This window comes from Streptomyces sp. NPDC001903 (assembly GCF_042891345.1).
In the GTDB taxonomy this organism is placed as follows: Bacteria; Actinomycetota; Actinomycetes; order Streptomycetales; family Streptomycetaceae; genus Streptomyces.
The window spans coordinates 25,711-43,090 of the sequence record NZ_JBIASZ010000008.1; the positions used below are offsets into that span (position 1 = coordinate 25,711).

Here is a 17,380-nt window from a genome sequence, read left to right on the forward strand (position 1 = left end):
CGGCGCCCCTACAGGTCCGGGAGCTCCGTTATCCGCACGGGGCGGCGCTCCCGCCGCGAGACCTCGCACGCCTCCGCGATCCGCAGCGCGACCAGGGCCTCCCGGCCGTCGCACGGGTTGGGCCCCTCCCCGCGCACCAGCTTGACGAAGGCCGCCAGCTCCGCCTCGTAGGCGGGGGCGAACCGCTCCAGGAACCCGGTCCAGGGCTTGCTCGCCGGGGGCGGGCCGTGCGGTTCGGTCGAGGCGATCGGCGTCCGGTCGTCCAGCCCCGAGGAGACCTGGTCGAGCTCCCCGGCCAGCTCCATCCGCACGTCGTACCCGGCGCCGTTGCACCGGGTGCCCGTACAGGTGGCCAGGGTCCCGTCGTCCAGGGTGAGGAGGGCCACGGCGGTGTCCACGTCGCCGAGCTCCCGGAAGACCGGCGGACCCGCGTCGGAGCCGGTCGCGTACACCTCGGTCACCTCGTGCCCGGTCACCCAGCGGACCATGTCGAAGTCGTGCACCAGGCAGTCCCGGTACAGGCCCCCGGAGGTCGCCAGGTACGCGGCGGGCGGCGGCGCCGGGTCGGCGGTCATCGTCCGTACGGTGTGCAGCCGGCCCAGGGCCCCGGAGCGCACCAGCTCCCGCGCGGTGCGGCAGCCCGCGTCGAAGCGGCGCATGAAGCCCAGCTGGAGCACCCCGTGGGCGGCGGACACCTCGCGCAGCACGGCCAGCGTGCGGGAGAGATCGGTGGCCAGGGGCTTCTCGCAGAACACCGGGAGCCCGCCGCGGACCGCCCGCAGCACCAGCTCGGCGTGCCCGTCGGTGGCGCAGGCCACGACCACGGCGTCCACGCCCCAGGTGAAGACCTGCTCCACGGAGGGCGCGGCGGTCGCCCCCAGCCGGTCGGCGAGGCGGGCCGCCCGCGCCGGATCGGCGTCGGCGAGCAGCAGCGAGCCGGCGTCCCGGTGGCGGGCCAGGGCCGCCGCGTGGAAGGAGCCGATCCGGCCCGTTCCGATCACCCCGATGCGCATGCAATCAACGTGACCCCGTCACCGGAGGCTGTCAATCTGTCCGGAGAGGCGATCGATGGCGCAGTTGGCCCGGATGGGCTCGAAGGCCCCGATGGCCGCACATGGTCCACTGTGGCGGATACTGAGCGGCTGGAACCGTAATGACCGCTTTGGCGGCAGCGGATCGCAGAAGACGCAGGACGAGGGAAGGGCACGCAGACGTGGCTAGGGTTCGGACAGGGGTACGCGTCGTGGGCGCCGTGCTCGCGGCGGTACTGGGAGCCTCGCTCGTGGGCTGCAGCAGCACGGGCGGCAAGCGCGCCGAGGACCGGGCGAAGGCCGCGCAGGCGGGACGTCCCGCCGTGTCCACCCCGCGCTGGACCTTCGCGATGGTCACGCACGCGGGCGACGGCGACACCTTCTGGGACATCGTCCAGAAGGGCGCCAAGGAGGCCGCGGCGAAGGACAACATCAACTTCGTCTACGCCCACGACGACCAGGCTCAGCAGCAGGCCCAGTTCGTGCAGAACGCCATCGACCAGAAAGTCGACGGGATCGTGGTGAGCCTCGCCAAGCCCGAGGCGCTCAAGGACGTCATCGGCAAGGCGGTCAAGGCCGGCATCCCGGTGATCACGGTCAACTCCGGATCCGCGCAGTCCGCCGAGTACGGCGCCCTCACGCACATCGGCCAGGACGAGCAGATCGCCGGCGAGGCGGTCGGCACCGAGCTGACCAAGCGCGGCCGGAAGAAGGCCGTCTGCGTCCTGCACGAGCAGGGCAACGTGGGCCACGAGCAGCGCTGCGCCGGGGCCAAGAAGACCTTCGGCGGAACGATGGAGAACCTGTACGTCGAGGGCACCAACATGCCCTCCGTCCAGGCGGCCATCCAGGCGAAGCTGCAGGCCGACCCCTCCGTCGACGCGATCGTCACGCTCGGCGCCCCCTTCGCCCCGACGGCCGTCAAGGCGAAGGACGCGGCGGGCAGCAAGGCGGAGGTCGACACCTTCGACCTCAACGAGTCCGTCGCCCGGGACCTCAAGTCCGGAGCGCTCGGCTTCGCCGTGGACCAGCAGCCGTACCTCCAGGGCTACGAGGCCATCGACCTGCTCTGGCTCCACCGCTACAACGCGGACGTGCTCGGCGGCGGCCGCCCGGTCCTGACCGGCCCGCAGATCGTGACCGCCGACGAGGCGGCCAAGCTGGAGGAGTACATCAAGCGGGGCACCCGATGAGCACGGCAACGGCCGCCGACGAGCGGCTCGCCCCCACCTCCCTGGTCCGCAGGCTGCTCGGCCGCCCCGAGCTCGGCGCGGTCGTCGGCGCGGCCGCCGTCTTCGTCTTCTTCTCCTTCGCGGCCCCGAGCTTCCTGCAGGCCTCCAGCCTCAGCACGATCCTGTACTCGGCCTCCACCATCGGGATCATGGCCTGCCCGGTGGCCCTGCTGATGATCGGCGGCGAGTTCGACCTCTCCGCCGGCGTCATGGTCACCACCTCGGCGCTGGTCAGCTCGATGTTCAGCTACCAGATGACCGCCAACGTGTGGGTGGGCGTCGGGGTGTCCCTGCTGGTCACCCTGGCCATCGGTTTCTTCAACGGGTTCATGCTGACCCGCACCCGGCTGCCCAGCTTCATCATCACGCTCGGCACCTTCCTGATGCTGACGGGTCTGAACCTCGGCTTCACCAAGCTGATCAGCGGCTCCGTCTCGACCAAGACCATCGCCGACATGGAGGGCTTCTCCTCCGCCCGCGCGCTCTTCGCCTCGCAGTGGAACGTCGGTTCCGTCACGCTCAAGGTCACCATCCTGTGGTGGCTGGCCCTGGTGGCCGTCGCCACCTGGATCCTGCTGCGCACCCGCGCCGGCAACTGGATCTTCGCGGTCGGCGGCGGGGCGGACGCGGCCCGCGCGACCGGCGTCCCCGTCGTCAAGACCCGGATCGGCCTGTACATGGGCGTCGCCCTGTGCGCCTGGATCTCCGGGCAGCACATCCTCTTCTCGTTCGACGTGGTCCAGTCGGGCGAGGGCGTCGGCAACGAGTTCCTGTACATCATCGCGGCCGTCATCGGCGGCTGTCTGATGACCGGCGGCTACGGCTCCGCGATCGGCTCGGCCGTCGGCGCCTTCATCTTCGGCATGACCAGCAACGGCATCGTCTACGCCCAGTGGAACCCGGACTGGTTCAAGTTCTTCCTCGGCGCCATGCTCCTGCTGGCGACGCTGCTCAACGCATGGGTCCGCAAGCGGGCGGAGGCGAAGTGACCGTGGGCGCAGTGACCAAGACCGAGGGCCCGGCCCTCGTGGAGCTGACCGACGTCAGCAAGTTCTACGGCAACATCCGCGCGCTCCAGGGGGTCTCCCTGGAGGTCCACGCCGGCGAGATCACCTGCGTCCTCGGCGACAACGGCGCCGGCAAGTCCACCCTCATCAAGATCATCGCAGGGCTGCACCGGCACGACGCCGGCCGCTTCGAGATCGAGGGCGAGGAGACCGTGCTCGCCAACCCGCGCGCCGCCCTCGACCACGGCATCGCCACCGTCTACCAGGACCTGGCCGTCGTCCCGCTCATGCCGGTCTGGCGGAACTTCTTCCTCGGCTCCGAGCCCACCAAGGGCCGCGGTCCCTTCCGCCGCCTCGACGTGGAGCTCATGCGGGAGACCACCCGCGCCGAGCTGCTGCGCATGGGCATCGACCTGCGCGACGTCGACCAGCCGATCGGCACCCTGTCCGGCGGCGAGCGGCAGTGCGTGGCCATCGCCCGCGCGGTCCACTTCGGCGCCAAGGTCCTGGTCCTCGACGAGCCGACGGCCGCCCTCGGCGTCAAGCAGTCCGGGGTGGTCCTCAAGTACGTCGCCGCGGCCCGTGACGCGGGCCTGGGCGTGGTCCTGATCACCCACAACCCGCACCACGCCTACCTGGTCGGCGACCGGTTCGTGCTGCTCAAGCGCGGCACGATGGCGGGCAGCCACACCCGTGACTCGATCACCCTGGACGAGCTCACCCGCCAGATGGCGGGCGGCTCCGAGCTGGACGAGCTGAGCCACGAACTGGAGCGGGTGGCAGAATCAGGACCGGACCACCCGTCCGGAGCAGCCGATCCGGCATCCGGAACCACCGCACCCTGAGGGACGACACGACTCGATGAGCACGTACCGGGACTTCACGCTCACCCACCGGGGGTCGGCGCGAGGCACCGTCCTGCGGACCATCGGGACCCGTGAGCGCCGGTCGCACCTGACCGCCCCGCGCGTCCCGACCGTCGGCATCGACATCGGCGGCACCAAGGTGATGGCCGGCGTCGTCGACGCCGACGGGGTCATCCTGGAGAAGATCCGCACCGAGACCCCCGACAAGTCCAAGAGCCCCAAGGTCGTCGAGGACACCATCGTCGAGCTGGTGCTCGACCTGTCCGACCGGCACGACGTCCACGCCGTGGGCATCGGTGCGGCCGGCTGGGTCGACGCCGACCGCTCCCGGGTGCTCTTCGCACCCCACCTGGCCTGGCGCGACGAGCCGCTGCGCGACGCGCTCCAGTCCCGGCTCGCGGTCCCGGTCATGGTGGACAACGATGCCAACACCGCCGCCTGGGCGGAGTGGCGCTTCGGCGCCGGCCGCGGCGAGGACCACCTCGTGATGATCACGCTGGGCACCGGCATCGGCGGTGCGATCCTCGAAGGCGGCCAGGTCAAGCGCGGCCGCTTCGGGGTCGCCGGCGAGTTCGGCCACATGCAGGTCGTCCCCGGCGGCCACCGCTGCCCGTGCGGCAACCGCGGCTGCTGGGAGCAGTACAGCTCCGGCAACGCCCTGGTCCGCGAGGCCCGCGAGCTGGCCGCCGCCGATTCCCCGGTCGCGCACGACATCATCGCCCGGGTCGGCGGCAACGTCTCGGAGATCACCGGACCGCTCATCACCGAGCTGGCCCGCGAGGGCGACGCCATGTGCGTCGAGCTCCTCGATGACATCGGCCAGTGGCTCGGCGTCGGCATCGCCAACCTCGCCGCCGCCCTCGACCCCTCCTGCTTCGTCATCGGCGGAGGCGTCAGCGCCGCCGACGACCTGCTGATCGGCCCGGCCCGGGACGCCTTCCGGCGCCACCTCACCGGCCGCGGCTACCGCCCCGAGGCCCGCATCGCCAAGGCCCAGCTCGGCCCCGAGGCCGGCATGGTCGGGGCCGCCGACCTGGCCCGGCTCGTCGCCCGCCGCTTCCGCCGCGCCACGCGCCGGCGCGTCGAGCGGTACGAGCGCTACGCGCAGTGGGGCCTGATCGACTCCCCGGCCACCGCGGAGCGCAAGGCCGCGGACCTCAGGGCCGCCGAGGCCGAGGCGGCGGACACCAAGCCCGCGGACACCAAGCCCGCGGACACCAAGCCCGCGGACACCAAGCCCGCGGACACCGGGCCCGCGGACCTCACGGACGGGGAGACGCCGTGACACCGCCCTCCCTGCCCCGCCAGGCGCCCGCCCCCGACGAGGGCGGCGCCCCGCTCCCGGCCGAGGACCGAAAGCACGTCGTCCGGCGCCGCTGGATCACCGCGATCATCATCCTGCTGCTGGTCGGCGTGCCCGCGGGATACCTGGCCGTATCCGCCCAGCAGAGCCGCGAGAGCGGCCGGGACAAGGCCGCCAAGGTCGGCGCGACCAAGGTGCGCCCCGGCTGGCCGTCCAAGGTGCAGCGCAGCATCTACGAGGTGCCGATCCCGCCGAAGGCCTGGCGGGTCGGGTTCCTGGAGACCAACAACTGGCGCACCAGCCGGCTGTACGTGCAGTTCGCGGTCACCCCCGCCGACCTGGACACCTTCCTGGCCGACGTCGGCACCAGCCGGTCCGAGCTGACCCGCGAGGTCTCCATCGGCGCCCACGACGCCGCGATCGCGGGCTGGAGCTGGGGCCCGAACAACGCCTGGTACGGCACCACCCTGGAGCAGCCGAACCCGCGCCCCACCCGGGACGTCACGGTCGACCTCACCGACCCGGCCAAGCCGAGGGTCTACGTGGTGTCAACGGCGACCCCGTAGGTGGCTAGCCTGCTGCCATGAAGCTCACCAAGCGGCTGCACTCCTGTGTCCAACTGGAGAAGGACGGGCGCGTGCTCGTCATCGACCCGGGCGCCTTCAGCGAGCCCGACGCCGGGCTCGGGGCGGACGCCCTGCTCGTCACCCACGAGCACCCCGACCACTTCGACGAGGGCCGGCTGCGCGCCGCCCTCGACGCCAACCCGGCGGCCGCGCTCTGGACCCTGCGCAGCGTCGCGGAGCGGCTGGCCCCCGCCTATCCCGGCCGGGTGCACACCGTGGGCCACGGGGACGCCTTCGCCGCCGCCGGTTTCGAGGTCCAGGTCCACGGCGAGCTGCACGCCGTGATCCACCCGGACATTCCGCGGGTCACCAATGTCGGCTACCTCGTGGACGGTTCGCTCTTCCACCCCGGTGACGCGCTGACCGTGCCCGAGGTGCCCGTGGACACGCTGATGCTCCCGGTGCACGCGCCCTGGAACAAGGTCTCCGAGGTGATCGACTACCTGCGCGAGGTCAAGCCGCGCCGGGCCATCGACATCCACGACGCCTACCTCTCGGACATCGCGCGGCCGATCTACGACAACGCCCTCGCGGCCCTGGGCGGCACCGACCACGGGCGGCTCGCCGCCGGGGACGCCGCCCAGCTGTGACTGTCGGTGCCGGGCGGTAGGTTGGACGGCATGCGTATCGCCACGTTCAACGTCAACTCGATCACCGCCCGGCTGCCCCGGCTGCTGGCCTGGCTGGAGAGCTCCGGCACCGATGTCGTGTGCATCCAGGAGACCAAGTGCTCCGAGGAGCAGTTCCCGCACGAGCAGCTGCGCGAGCTGGGATACGAGTCGGCCGTCAACGCCACCGGCAGGTGGAACGGGGTGGCCCTGATCTCCAAGGTCGGCCTGGAGGACGTGGTCAAGGGCCTGCCCGGCGGCCCCGGCTACGAGGGGGTCGAGGAGCCCCGGGCGATCTCCGCCACCTGCGCGGGGGTGCGCCTGTGGTCGGTGTACGTGCCGAACGGCCGTGAGGTCGAGCACGACCACTACGGATACAAGCTGGACTGGTTCCGCGCGCTGACCGCCGCCGTCGCCGAAGACGCGGCCGGCCCGCGCCCGTTCGCGGTGCTCGGCGACTACAACGTGGCCCCGACCGACGAGGACGTGTACGACCCGGCGGTCTTCGCGGGCCTGACCCACGTGACCCCCGCCGAGCGCGCCGCCCTGGAGGCACTGCGTGCCGCGGGGCTCAGCGACGTGCTGCCGCGCCCGCTCAAGTACGACCGGCCGTACACGTACTGGGACTACCGCCAGCTCGCCTTCCCCAAGAACCGGGGCATGCGCATCGACCTGGTCTACGGGAACGAGCCCTTCACCAAGGCCGTCACCGACGCCTACGTCGACCGCGAGGAGCGCAAGGGCAAGGGCGCGTCGGACCACGCACCGGTGGTCGTCGACCTCGCGCTGGAGGCGTAGCCGGGCGTCGCCCACCGCCGCGGACGGATCCCGCGCGCCCTGTGGCCAGCGCGGGATCCTGGTGCCAGGCTGGTCGGTATGAACATCCCCTTCCTGGACCACTGGCTGAACCGGCACGAAACGGAACGGGGTGCGGGACTCGCCGCCGCCCTCGCGGACGACCCCGAGGGCGTCAACGAGTTGTTCTCGGAATGCGAGATGCTGCGCGCCCAGGCGCGCGCGGCCGGGCTGGAACTCGACGAGAGCCCGGCCTCGTTGGAGGCGCTCGACCAGCTGATGCCCCGCTGGCGCCGGGACCCCGAGGCCGTGCCCTGGCTCGGCAACGACGCGGGCTTCTACCTCGGAACGGTGATCATCCGTACCAAGCTGGGCTCCGCCTGGCAGGTCTGGCCCAACGGCCAGCCGGTGATCCGCCTGGCCTCGGGCCGCGAGCTGAACGTGGTGGAGTCGGGGGTGTCCTGGGCGGTGACCGGCTCCCCGGAGCTCTCCCAGGCCTACGCCGAAGCCTCCGAAGGCTGACCCGTTTGAGGTTTATGTCGCCTTTAGGCGTGTCGAGCGGAAGTGCCCTTCCGCCGCTGGATAGTTTGCGCTGACCTCGACACTCCGACACGTGGGCAGGGCAGCGTATGGCCGTCGATCCGTTGATCGAGCTGCGGGACGTCAACAAGCACTACGGGGCGTTGCACGTCCTCCAGGACATCAACCTCACCGTCGGCCGCGGGGAGGTGGTGGTGGTCATCGGGCCCTCCGGCTCCGGGAAGTCGACCCTGTGCCGGACCATCAACCGCCTGGAGACCATCGAGTCGGGCACGATCCGGCTGGACGGCAAGCCGCTGCCCGACGAGGGCAAGGAGCTGGCGGCCCTGCGCGCCGACGTGGGCATGGTCTTCCAGTCCTTCAACCTCTTCGCGCACAAGACCGTCCTCGCCAACGTCTCCCTCGCGCAGGTCAAGGTCAGGAAGCGCAAGAAGGACGAGGCCGACAAGCGCTCCCGGGAACTGCTCGACCGCGTGGGCCTCGCCGACCAGGCCCCCAAGTACCCCGCCCAGCTCTCCGGCGGCCAGCAGCAGCGCGTCGCGATCGCCCGCGCCCTCGCGATGAACCCCAAGGCGCTGCTGTTCGACGAGCCGACCTCCGCCCTCGACCCGGAGATGATCAACGAGGTGCTGGAGGTCATGCGCCGGCTCGCCGCCGACGGCATGACCATGGTCGTGGTCACCCACGAGATGGGCTTCGCCCGGTCCGCCGCCAACCGCGTCGTGTTCATGGCCGACGGCAGGATCGTCGAGGACCGCACGCCGGAGGAGTTCTTCACCGCCCCGGAGAGCGAGCGGGCCAGGGACTTCCTCTCCAAGATCCTCAAGCACTGAGGGCGGGCCGATGAAGCGCACCCACGGCGCGCGCCCCCGCGCCCGCCTCCGTCTCCTGCCCCTCCTGCTCGTCGCCGCCCTGCTGGCGCTGCTCACCGGCTGCGGCAAGGAGGGCAGTCCTCCGGTCAAGGGCCCGCAGCCCGAGGACCTGCCCGTCTACAAGGTCGCGACCGGCTTCGACCTGCCGCAGTCCCGTACCTGGGAGCGCGCCAAGAAGCGCGGCCGCCTGGTGGTCGGGGTCAAGGAGGACCAGCCGTACCTGGGCGAGAAGGACCCCGCGAGCGGCCGCTACTCCGGATTCGACATCGAGATCGCCAAGATGACGGCGGCCTCGCTCGGCTTCGACCCGAAGGCGATCGAGTTCAAGACCATCGCCTCGGCCAACCGCGAGACGGCCCTGCAGAACGGCCAGATCGACTACTACGTCGGCACCTACACGATCAACGACAACCGCAAGAAGCAGGTCGGCTTCGCCGGCCCGTACTTCATGGCCGGCCAGTCCCTGCTCGTCCGCAAGAACGAGAAGGACATCAAGGGGCCGGGCGACCTCGCCGGCAAGAAGGTCTGCTCCGCCGCCGGCTCCACCCCCTACCAGCGGCTCCAGCGCGAGTACCCGCAGGCGGTCCTCGTCGCCTACGACACCTACTCGGTCTGCGTGGACAACCTGCTGACCTACCAGGTCGACGCCGTCTCCACCGACGACTCCATCCTCCTCGGCTACGCGGCCAAGGTCCCCGAGGAACTGAAGGTCGTGGGCACGCCCTTCTCCAAGGAGCCCTACGGCATCGGCGTCCCGCGGGGCGACAACGCCCTGCGCTTCGCCCTCGACGACGCCCTTCAGGAGCAGGAGGCGAACGGGAACTGGAAGAAGGCGTACGAGGCCACGCTCGGCCTGTCCGGCGTCCCCGCGCCGAAACCGCCCGCCATCGACCGCTACCCGGCGAGCTGAGGGGAGAGCCCACCACCATGTACGTGCTCACGCAGAACTTCTCGCTCTACTGGGAGGGCTTCGTCGGGACCGTCGAGCTCACGGTCTACGCCTCGGTCCTCGCCCTGGTCCTCGGCTTCGTGATGGCCTCCTTCCGCGTCGCGCCCGTCGGCTCCTTCCGGGTCTTCGGCACGGTCTGGGTCACCGTGCTCCGCAACACCCCGCTCACGCTGCTCTTCTTCGCCGTGTTGCTTGGCCTGCCGCGCTTCGGGCTGGTCCTGCCCTTCCAGGTGTTCGCGGTCCTCGCGCTGGGCTGCTACACCTCCGCCTTCATCTGCGAGGCCCTGCGCTCGGGGATCAACACGGTGCCCAAGGGCCAGGGCGAGGCCTCCCGCAGCCTGGGCATGAGCTTCACCCAGACCCTGGGCTCGGTGATCCTTCCGCAGGCCTTCCGCTCCGTCATCCCGCCCATCGGCTCCACGCTGATCGCCCTCGCCAAGAACTCGGCGATCGCCGGCGCCTTCAGCGTCACCGAGCTGCTGGGCACGTACAAGACCCTCAGCGAGCTGGGTTACAACATCATCTGGACCTTCGTCTGGATCGCCGTCGGCTACCTGATCATCACCTTGTCCATCAGCGCGCTCTTCAACGTGCTGGAGAAGCGCTGGGGGATCGCCCGATGACCGCGCACGCGCTCCACGGGGACGTCGAGTCCACCGCCCTCTACGACCTGCCCGGCCCGCAGGCCAGACGCCGGCACTTCTTCTACGGGGTCGCCTCCACGGTGGTGATCCTCGCCCTGCTCGCCTGGATCCTCTACCTCCTCTTCGACACCGAGCAGTTCACCGCCGCCAAGTGGAGCCCCTTCACCTACCAGGGCATCCAGGAGCTGCTGCTCAAGGGGCTGGGCAACACCCTCAAGGCCTTCCTGTACGCCTCGGTGTTCTCGCTCGTCCTGGGCGCGGTGCTCGCGACCGGGCGGCTCTCGGTGCACCGGCCCGTCCACTGGGCGGCCACGCTGTGCGTGGAGTTCTTCCGGGCCATGCCGGTGCTGGTGATGATCTTCTTCATCTTCGTCGCCCTGAAGGTCCAGCCGCTGCCGGCGCTGGTGGCGGGGCTGACCCTGTACAACGGCTCGGTGCTCGCCGAGGTCTTCCGTACGGGCATCAACTCCGTCGACCGGGGCCAGCGCGAGGCTGCGTACGCGCTCGGCATGCGCAAGGCCCAGGTGATGACCTTCGTGCTCGCCCCCCAGGCGGTGCGGGCGATGCTGCCCACGATCATCAGCCAGCTGGTGGTGGCGCTGAAGGACACCTCGCTCGGCTACCTGATCACGTACGAGGAGTTCCTGCACGCGGGCAAGCTGATCGCCTCGAACCTCGACTACGACCTGCCGTTCATCCCCGTCGTCATGATCATCTCCCCGATCTACATCGGGATGTGCATGCTGCTCTCCTGGTTCGCCGGCTGGGTGGCGCGGTTCGAACGGCGCAGCCCGAAGACCGAGGCGGTCGACGTCGCCGAGGCCGGACCCGGAACGGTGCTGCCGGGCGAGCCGCGGTAGCTCCGAAGAGCCGCCCCGCCCGGCAGCAGCCGCAGATCACTGCTCGCGCAGCGGCACCGAGACGTACGAGGGATCGGTGCGCGGCGAGGAGAAGGTCAGCTGTGCGCCGGTGGGGTTGTGCTCGATGTAGAGGGGATCGACGGTGTCGATCACGAGGGCGAGCCGGTGGCCCTCGGGCACGTCGTAGGCGGTGGAGAACAGCTCCAGGTCCACCCCGAAGGCCTGGCCCCGGGGCTTGCCGTGGAAGGTGTACGGGGCGTGGCTGACCAGCTTGCCGATGCCGAGCGGGCCGACGTCGTAGAGGTACGCGACGAACGTGCCGTCCGAGGCGGTGGGGGTGACCGTGGTGTGCAGCCTCACCGTGCCGCGGACGCGGCGGTCGGCGTCTTGGCGCGGGGACTGCCAGACGGCGGCGAAGGCGCGGGGGAGGAGCGGGACGGAGGCGGTCGGGGGCGCCTTGACGAACTGGTCCAGGAGGCTGGACAGGAGGACGACGCCGCCGTCGGCGCCCGAGTCGACGTTCGCGAACAGGTGCTCGCCGTCGGAGAGCGGGAGCTTCTCGGTGCCGCCGGAGCCGACCGACTTCCAGTCCGGGTAGCCCTCGTAGTCCCCGCCGCTGCGGGACTTGATCTGCACCGGGGCCTCGGTGTCCACGCCGTTGCGCTCGCCCTTGAGGTAGCGGTCGAACCAGCGGTGGGCGTTGGTCCAGGTGTCGTTCGGCAGCCCGAGCAGGCCGGTGCCCTCGGCGGTGGCATGGTCGCCGGGGCGGAACTCCAGGCGCTTGGGGCCGGTCAGCTTCTCGTAGAAGGCCGCGTACTGGTTGGGCGGGAAGATGGAGTCGCCCCAGGCGTTGCCCAGCATGATCGCGGCGCCGTTGGCGTTGATCCCGTCGATCTGCTCCGCGGCCGAGCGCTCCTTGCCCCACTCGATCATCTGCGGCTCCCGGTCCAGCCGGGAGCCGAGGAAGTCGCCCAGGATCCGCTCGAGTTCGGGGCCGGGGCGGCCGGTGAGGTAGCCGGAGCCGCCGAGCAGGGCGGCGGCCTGGAGGTGCTGGGTGCGGCCCGAGTAGATCGACTCGATGATGTCGGCCCAGCCGCTGAGCGCGACCACGGCCTTGATCCGCGGATCGTGCGCGGAGGCCAGCAGGCTGATGCCCGCGCCGTACGAGACCCCGCCCAGGCCGATGTGCTGCGCGTCGGCGGGGGTGTTGGCCAGCGCCCAGTCGATGACGGCGGAGACGTCGGCGGTGTCCGGCGGGCCGGCCACCTCGATCTGTCCGCCGGAGAGCCAGAAGCCGCGGGAGGTGTAGCTGACGACGACGTAGCCGTCGTCGGCGAGCTTCTTGGCCTGGGCGACGTATTCGATCTGCGGCACGCCCCAGCTGGTGGGCAGCACGATGAGCGGGTACGTCCGGCCCGCCTGCGCGCCGGCCGGGGTGAAGACGTTGCCCTTGAGGGTGATGCCGCCGGAGCCGGGGATGTCGTGGAAGCGGAGGTCGGACGGGGCCGACGGAGCCGCTGCCGCGGCGGGGGCGGTCGCCGCCCGGGCCTGGTGGGGGGCCAGGCCCAGGGCGGTTGCCGCGAGTACGGCCGCCACGGCGGCCGCGGTGCTGGTGGTGCGGGCGGTGCGGACCATCGATCGCTCCTCGCGTGCGCCGGTGTCAAAGTGACCCGACGGTAACGGGAGGGACTTACCGGAGGTAACCCGCCGGTAAGTTACGCGGTGGTAACGATTGAATGTGCGTCAAGTGCGCGGATCAGCCGTTCTGGGGAGCGGCGCCCGCGCCACCCGCCAGGGCGCTCTTGGCCTTCCACTCGTCCCAGGACAGGTTCCACTCGCCGTAGCCGTTGCCGATGTCGGCCTTGCCCTTGGAGCCGTCGCCCGTGACCTCGACCAGGTCGCCCGGCTGGGTCTCGGCGAACAGGTCCTTCGCGTTGGCGTCGCTCATGCCCACGCAGCCGGAACTGGTGTTGGCGCGGCCGAAATTGCCGGAGTTCCACGGCGCGGCGTGGATGTACATGCCGGACCAGGTGACCCGCATCGAGTAGTCGACCATCTTGTCGTAGGAGTCGCCCAGGCCCACCGTCTGGGAGTCCATCCGGATGGTGCCCTCCTTGGCCATCAGCACCATCTTCCCGGACCAGGAGGCCTTCTGGCCGCCCGGCGTGCCCGCCGAGACCGGGATGGTCTTCACCGTCTGGCCGTCCTCGGTCACCGTCATCTTGTGGGTGTCGAGGTTCACCTGGAGCCGGCGGTCCTTGCCGATCTTGAACTCGGTGTTGTAGTCCTTGACGAACATCCCGCCGCCCTGGCCCGAGTCCACCCCGTTGAGGTTCATCTCGACCTTCACGTCGGTACCGGACTTCCAGTACTCCTTCGGCCGCCAGTCCACCCGGTCGTTCCCGCTGTAGTCCTTGAACCAGCCCCAGGAGCCCTCGGTGTTGTTCGAGGTGGTCACCTTCAGGTGCTTCTCGACCTCGGCCTTGTTCTTCACCGGGTTGTCGAAGACGATCGAGACCGGCTGGGCGACGCCCACCACCGGAGTGGCCTTGCCCGGGTTGATCGTGACCTTGTTCACCTTGTCCGCGGCGACCGTCTTGAACTGGGCGCTCGCGTTCTGGCTGTCGGTGTTCTGCGCCTCGACCTTGTAGTCCGTGCCCGGCGAGGCGTTGCGCTCGGAGGTCCAGGACTTGCCGTCGTCGGCTATCTTCCCGGGCAGTTCGCCGCCCTTGCCGTCGGAAACCTTCACCAGGGCCAGCTTCCCCTCGGTGAGGGTCACCTTCACCGGCTCGCCGGGCTTGGCCTGATCGCCCGTGAGGTTCACGGATATCGCCATGTCCGGCTTCTTCTTCGCGTCCGCCGTGCCGGAAGCGCTCGCGCCGCCGCCCGAACCGCCCCCGCAGGCGGTCAGCGCGGCGGCCATGAGTGCGGTCCCGGCCAGCATGGCGTGGCGACTGCGTGCGATACGGCGTGTGCGGCTCAACGAAACCCCTCCAAGTAATGATCGTTCGCAAATGGAGATGCGGACGGCACGACTTTAGGTTGCACAAACCGCCGAAAAGATCCGACTTTCGGTTGTGACGTGGACCGCAGCGAAACGGTCATCGTCCGGTCACAATCGCCGCGCACGCCGGTCACGGACTCCTGTGAGAGTCCTGTGTGTCCCGCATCCCCGGACGTACAGGAAGGCCGATTTGCCGTGTGCGCACTGCTCGTGAACCCCGCCCAGCGACACCAGTCCCCGGAGCGGGAGCTGAGTGTGCGTCCGATGTCGGTACCGGAATACCAGGGCTTCCTTTTGCGTAACCGGAACGCGAGCTTTCTGCAGTACCCGTCCTGGGCCGAGGTAAAGGACCTCTGGCGCTCGGAAAGGGTCGGATGGCACTACCCCGACGGGCAGATCGCCGGTGCCGGACTGGTCCTCTACCGCCAATTCCCCGGCACCCGGAAATACTTCGCCTACCTCCCCGAGGGCCCCGTCGCCGACTGGTCCGACCCGCACATCGACCGGTGGCTGGACCCCCTCAAGCGCCACCTGCGCGCCGCCGGCGCCTTCGCCGTCCGGATGGGGCCCACGCCCGCCTACCGCCGCTGGGACGCCGCCGCCGTCAAGGCCGCCACCGGAGCGGGCCGGCAGATATCCGACGTGCTCGCCACCGAGGTCGACCCGGTCGGCGCCGCGCTCGCCGACCGGCTGCGCACCCGCGGCTGGAAGCGCTGCGGCGGCGAGGACGACGGCGACGCCCAGCCCCGCCACGTCTTCCGCGTGCCGCTCGCCGGCCGCACCCTCGAAGACCTCTGGTCCGGCCTCAACCAGGAGTGGCGCCGCAACGTCCGCAAGGCCGAGAAGGCCGGAGTGCAGATCGTCCTCGGCTCCGCCGCCGACCTGCCCGAGTTCTACCGGCTCCTGCGCATCACCGAGGAGCGCGACGGCTTCCGCCTCGGCCGCTCGCTCGCCTACTACGAGCAGCAGTACGAGGCCCTCAACGCCGAGGCACCCGGCCGGATGCGCCTCTACCTCGGCGTCCACGAGGGCGAGATCCTCGCCGCGCACACCATGATCGTGGCCGGGAAGCGGGTCTGGTACCAGACCGGCGCCTCCGCCGACCACCGCCGCGAGGTCCGCCCCAGCAACGCGCTCCAGTGGCACATGATGTGCGACGCCCACGACCTGGGCGCCGACGAGTACGACATGCGCGGGGTACCCTCCACCCTTGACCCCGACGAACGTTCTTTCGGGCTGCTGCGCTGGAAGCTCGGCACCGGCGGGCAGGTCGTCGAAACGCTCGGCGAGTGGGAGACCCCCATGGACGGATACGCCAACACGGCGCTCCACAAGGCATTCCAGGCCTACCTGGCCCGCCGGTGACCACCACCGACACCAGAGACGCCACGGGCCCCTCCGCCGGCGGCGCGGTCGGCGCGGCACCGGCGAAGAGCTCGGTGCTGCGCAGCGGCGCCCTCATGGCGGCCGGCTCGATCGTCTCCCGCGCCACCGGATTCGTCCGCTCCGCCGTCGTCGTCGCCGCGCTCGGCACCGGGCTGCTCGGCGACGGCTACGCCGTCTCCAACACCGTCCCGAACATCCTGTACATGCTGCTCATCGGCGGCGCGCTCAACGCGGTCTTCGTCCCCGAGCTGGTCCGGGCCGCCAAGGAGCACAGCGACGGCGGGGCCGCCTACACCGACCGGCTGCTGACCGCCTGCACCGCGGCGCTCCTCGCGCTGACGGCCGTCGCCGTGCTGGCCGCGCCGCTGATCGTCTCCGCGTACACCCCGTACACCGGCAGCCAGGCGAGCACCACCGTCGCGCTGGCCCGCTACTGCCTGCCGCAGATCCTCTTCTACGGGCTCTTCACCCTGCTCGGCCAGGTGCTGAACGCACGCGGCCGGTTCGGCGCGATGATGTGGACGCCCGTCCTCAACAACATCGTCATCATCGGCGTCTTCGGGCTCTTCCTGTACGTCTCCCACGGCGCGGCGGACGGCCTGACGGCCGGCGAGACCCGCCTCCTGGGCCTCGGCACCACCGCCGGCATCGTCGTCCAGGCCCTCGCGCTCATCCCCTCGCTGCGCGCCGCCCGCTTCCGCTGGCGCCCCCGCTTCGACTGGCGAGGCCAGGGCCTCGCCCGCCCGCTGCGCAACGCGGGCTGGCTGGTCATGCTCGTCTTCACCAACCAGATCGGCTACTGGGTCGTCACCCGGCTCTCCACCGCCACCGGGCACCGGGCCGTGGAGGCCGGGCTCGCGGGCGGCGCCGGGTACACCGCCTACAGCAACGCCTACCAGCTGTGGATCGTCCCGCAGGGCATCATCACCGTCTCCCTCGTGACGGCCCTGATGCCCCGGATGAGCGCGGCCGCCGCCGACGGCGACCTCGGGGCACTGCGCCGGGACGTGTCCTACGCGCTGCGCTCCAGCGCCGCGCTCGTCGTCCCCGCCGCCGCCCTCTTCGCGGCCCTCGCGCCCTGGGTGATGGGCAGCGTCTTCGGGTACGGGCGCACCGGCGCCGCCGACACCGAGGTCATGGCGGGCATGCTCATGGCCTTCGCGCCCGGGCTGATCGCCTTCTCCGGCCAGTACGTCCTCTCGCGCGCCTTCTACGCGCTCTCGGACACCCGGACCCCCTTCTTCCTGAACCTGGTCATCGCCGCCCTGAACGCCGGACTGTCGGCCGCCGCCTACCTGCTGCTGCCCCCGCGCTGGGCGGTCACCGGCATGGCCGGCGCCTACTCCGTCGCCCTGTTCGCGGGCCTCGCGGTGACCGCGTACACCCTCGCCCGGCGGCTCGGCCCGCGCGCCGGGACCCGTACCCAGCGCCGCGCCACCGCCGTCCGCACGCACCTGCGGCTGCTGACCGCCTGCCTGCCCGCGGCCGCCGCCGGATACGCGGCCGCCCGGGCCGCCGACGGGCTCGGCGACTTCGCCTCCGTCGGCGCGGGAACCGCGGCGCTCGCGCTCGTCGTCGTCCTCCTCGCCAGGCCGCTCGGCCTCACGGAGATCACCGACCTGCTGGACTCCCTGCGGCGCAAAATCAGCCGTTAGCA

16 protein-coding genes and 2 pseudogenes are annotated in these 17,380 nt (G+C 70.9%); 14 read left to right on the forward strand and 4 right to left on the reverse strand.

The features are described 5' to 3' along the window. Nucleotides 1-8 precede the first annotated feature (8 nt). Together ACFYZS_RS19120 and ACFYZS_RS19125 are read right to left on the reverse strand one after the other, a co-directional pair. Complete coding sequence (locus ACFYZS_RS19120; RefSeq protein WP_389014299.1) at nucleotides 9-659, reverse strand: Gfo/Idh/MocA family oxidoreductase; 651 nt, start codon at nucleotides 657-659, stop codon at nucleotides 9-11. A 12-nt stretch (nucleotides 660-671) separates the two neighbouring features. Next, nucleotides 672-1,013, reverse strand: a pseudogene (locus ACFYZS_RS19125) (Gfo/Idh/MocA family oxidoreductase); the annotation flags it as partial. Between the two features lie 230 nt (nucleotides 1,014-1,243). On the opposite strand from ACFYZS_RS19125, the gene ACFYZS_RS19130 reads away from it, so the two are divergent. The 12 genes and pseudogenes from ACFYZS_RS19130 to ACFYZS_RS19185 all read left to right on the forward strand — a co-directional run bounded on the left by ACFYZS_RS19130 (nucleotide 1,244) and on the right by ACFYZS_RS19185 (nucleotide 11,333). Next, nucleotides 1,244-2,224, forward strand: coding sequence for a sugar ABC transporter substrate-binding protein (locus tag ACFYZS_RS19130; RefSeq protein ID WP_389013549.1), 981 nt, complete (start codon nucleotides 1,244-1,246; stop codon nucleotides 2,222-2,224). Then, a complete protein-coding gene (locus ACFYZS_RS19135) occupies nucleotides 2,221-3,252 on the forward strand; it encodes an ABC transporter permease (RefSeq protein WP_389013551.1) in 1,032 nt (343 codons plus the stop codon). The genes ACFYZS_RS19130 and ACFYZS_RS19135 overlap by 4 nt, the downstream gene beginning before the upstream one ends. Beyond that, nucleotides 3,222-4,115, forward strand: coding sequence for an ATP-binding cassette domain-containing protein (locus ACFYZS_RS19140; protein WP_389013554.1), 894 nt, complete (start codon nucleotides 3,222-3,224; stop codon nucleotides 4,113-4,115). Before ACFYZS_RS19135 ends, ACFYZS_RS19140 begins: the two co-directional genes overlap by 31 nt. A 16-nt stretch (nucleotides 4,116-4,131) precedes the next feature. Continuing rightward, nucleotides 4,132-5,307, forward strand: a pseudogene (locus tag ACFYZS_RS19145) (ROK family glucokinase); the annotation flags it as partial. A 110-nt stretch (nucleotides 5,308-5,417) separates the two neighbouring features. Further along, nucleotides 5,418-6,005 carry a hypothetical protein gene (locus ACFYZS_RS19150; RefSeq protein WP_389013557.1) on the forward strand — a complete coding sequence of 196 codons (588 nt, stop codon included), beginning with the start codon at nucleotides 5,418-5,420 and terminating at the stop codon, nucleotides 6,003-6,005. A 17-nt stretch (nucleotides 6,006-6,022) separates the two neighbouring features. Beyond that, on the forward strand, nucleotides 6,023-6,655 hold the full coding sequence (locus ACFYZS_RS19155) for an MBL fold metallo-hydrolase (protein WP_389013560.1): 633 nt from the start codon (nucleotides 6,023-6,025) through the stop codon (nucleotides 6,653-6,655). A 30-nt stretch (nucleotides 6,656-6,685) separates the two neighbouring features. Beyond that, nucleotides 6,686-7,471, forward strand: coding sequence for an exodeoxyribonuclease III (locus ACFYZS_RS19160; protein WP_389013562.1), 786 nt, complete (start codon nucleotides 6,686-6,688; stop codon nucleotides 7,469-7,471). Nucleotides 7,472-7,549: 78 nt separating this feature from the next. Beyond that, entirely contained in the window at nucleotides 7,550-7,990 is a 441-nt protein-coding gene (locus ACFYZS_RS19165) for a DUF6278 family protein (RefSeq protein WP_389013564.1), read from the forward strand. A gap of 107 nt (nucleotides 7,991-8,097) precedes the next feature. Beyond that, nucleotides 8,098-8,841, forward strand: coding sequence for an amino acid ABC transporter ATP-binding protein (locus ACFYZS_RS19170; protein ID WP_389013567.1), 744 nt, complete (start codon nucleotides 8,098-8,100; stop codon nucleotides 8,839-8,841). A gap of 10 nt (nucleotides 8,842-8,851) precedes the next feature. Next, nucleotides 8,852-9,790 (forward strand): glutamate ABC transporter substrate-binding protein, encoded by a 939-nt coding sequence (locus ACFYZS_RS19175; protein WP_389013570.1) that lies wholly within the window; start codon nucleotides 8,852-8,854, stop codon nucleotides 9,788-9,790. Between the two features lie 17 nt (nucleotides 9,791-9,807). Beyond that, nucleotides 9,808-10,452 (forward strand): amino acid ABC transporter permease, encoded by a 645-nt coding sequence (locus tag ACFYZS_RS19180; protein ID WP_389013572.1) that lies wholly within the window; start codon nucleotides 9,808-9,810, stop codon nucleotides 10,450-10,452. Continuing rightward, on the forward strand, nucleotides 10,449-11,333 hold the full coding sequence (locus tag ACFYZS_RS19185; protein WP_389013575.1) for an amino acid ABC transporter permease: 885 nt from the start codon (nucleotides 10,449-10,451) through the stop codon (nucleotides 11,331-11,333). The genes ACFYZS_RS19180 and ACFYZS_RS19185 overlap by 4 nt, the downstream gene beginning before the upstream one ends. Nucleotides 11,334-11,369: 36 nt before the next feature. Here ACFYZS_RS19185 and ACFYZS_RS19190 read toward each other — a convergent pair whose 3' ends face one another. Both ACFYZS_RS19190 and ACFYZS_RS19195 read right to left on the reverse strand, forming a co-directional pair. After that, nucleotides 11,370-12,968: a CocE/NonD family hydrolase gene (locus ACFYZS_RS19190; RefSeq protein WP_389013578.1), complete on the reverse strand. Its 1,599-nt coding sequence runs from the start codon at nucleotides 12,966-12,968 to the stop codon at nucleotides 11,370-11,372. A 121-nt stretch (nucleotides 12,969-13,089) separates the two neighbouring features. Continuing rightward, nucleotides 13,090-14,316 (reverse strand): Ig-like domain-containing protein, encoded by a 1,227-nt coding sequence (locus ACFYZS_RS19195; protein WP_389013581.1) that lies wholly within the window; start codon nucleotides 14,314-14,316, stop codon nucleotides 13,090-13,092. 285 nt (nucleotides 14,317-14,601) lie between these two features. Here ACFYZS_RS19195 and ACFYZS_RS19200 point away from each other — a divergent pair, with 285 nt between their 5' ends. Both ACFYZS_RS19200 and murJ read left to right on the forward strand, forming a co-directional pair. Further along, nucleotides 14,602-15,702 (forward strand): lipid II:glycine glycyltransferase FemX, encoded by a 1,101-nt coding sequence (locus ACFYZS_RS19200; RefSeq protein WP_389013584.1) that lies wholly within the window; start codon nucleotides 14,602-14,604, stop codon nucleotides 15,700-15,702. Further along, on the forward strand, nucleotides 15,699-17,378 hold the full coding sequence (gene murJ, locus ACFYZS_RS19205; RefSeq protein WP_389013587.1) for a murein biosynthesis integral membrane protein MurJ: 1,680 nt from the start codon (nucleotides 15,699-15,701) through the stop codon (nucleotides 17,376-17,378). The genes ACFYZS_RS19200 and murJ overlap by 4 nt, the downstream gene beginning before the upstream one ends. Nucleotides 17,379-17,380: the final 2 nt, after the last annotated feature.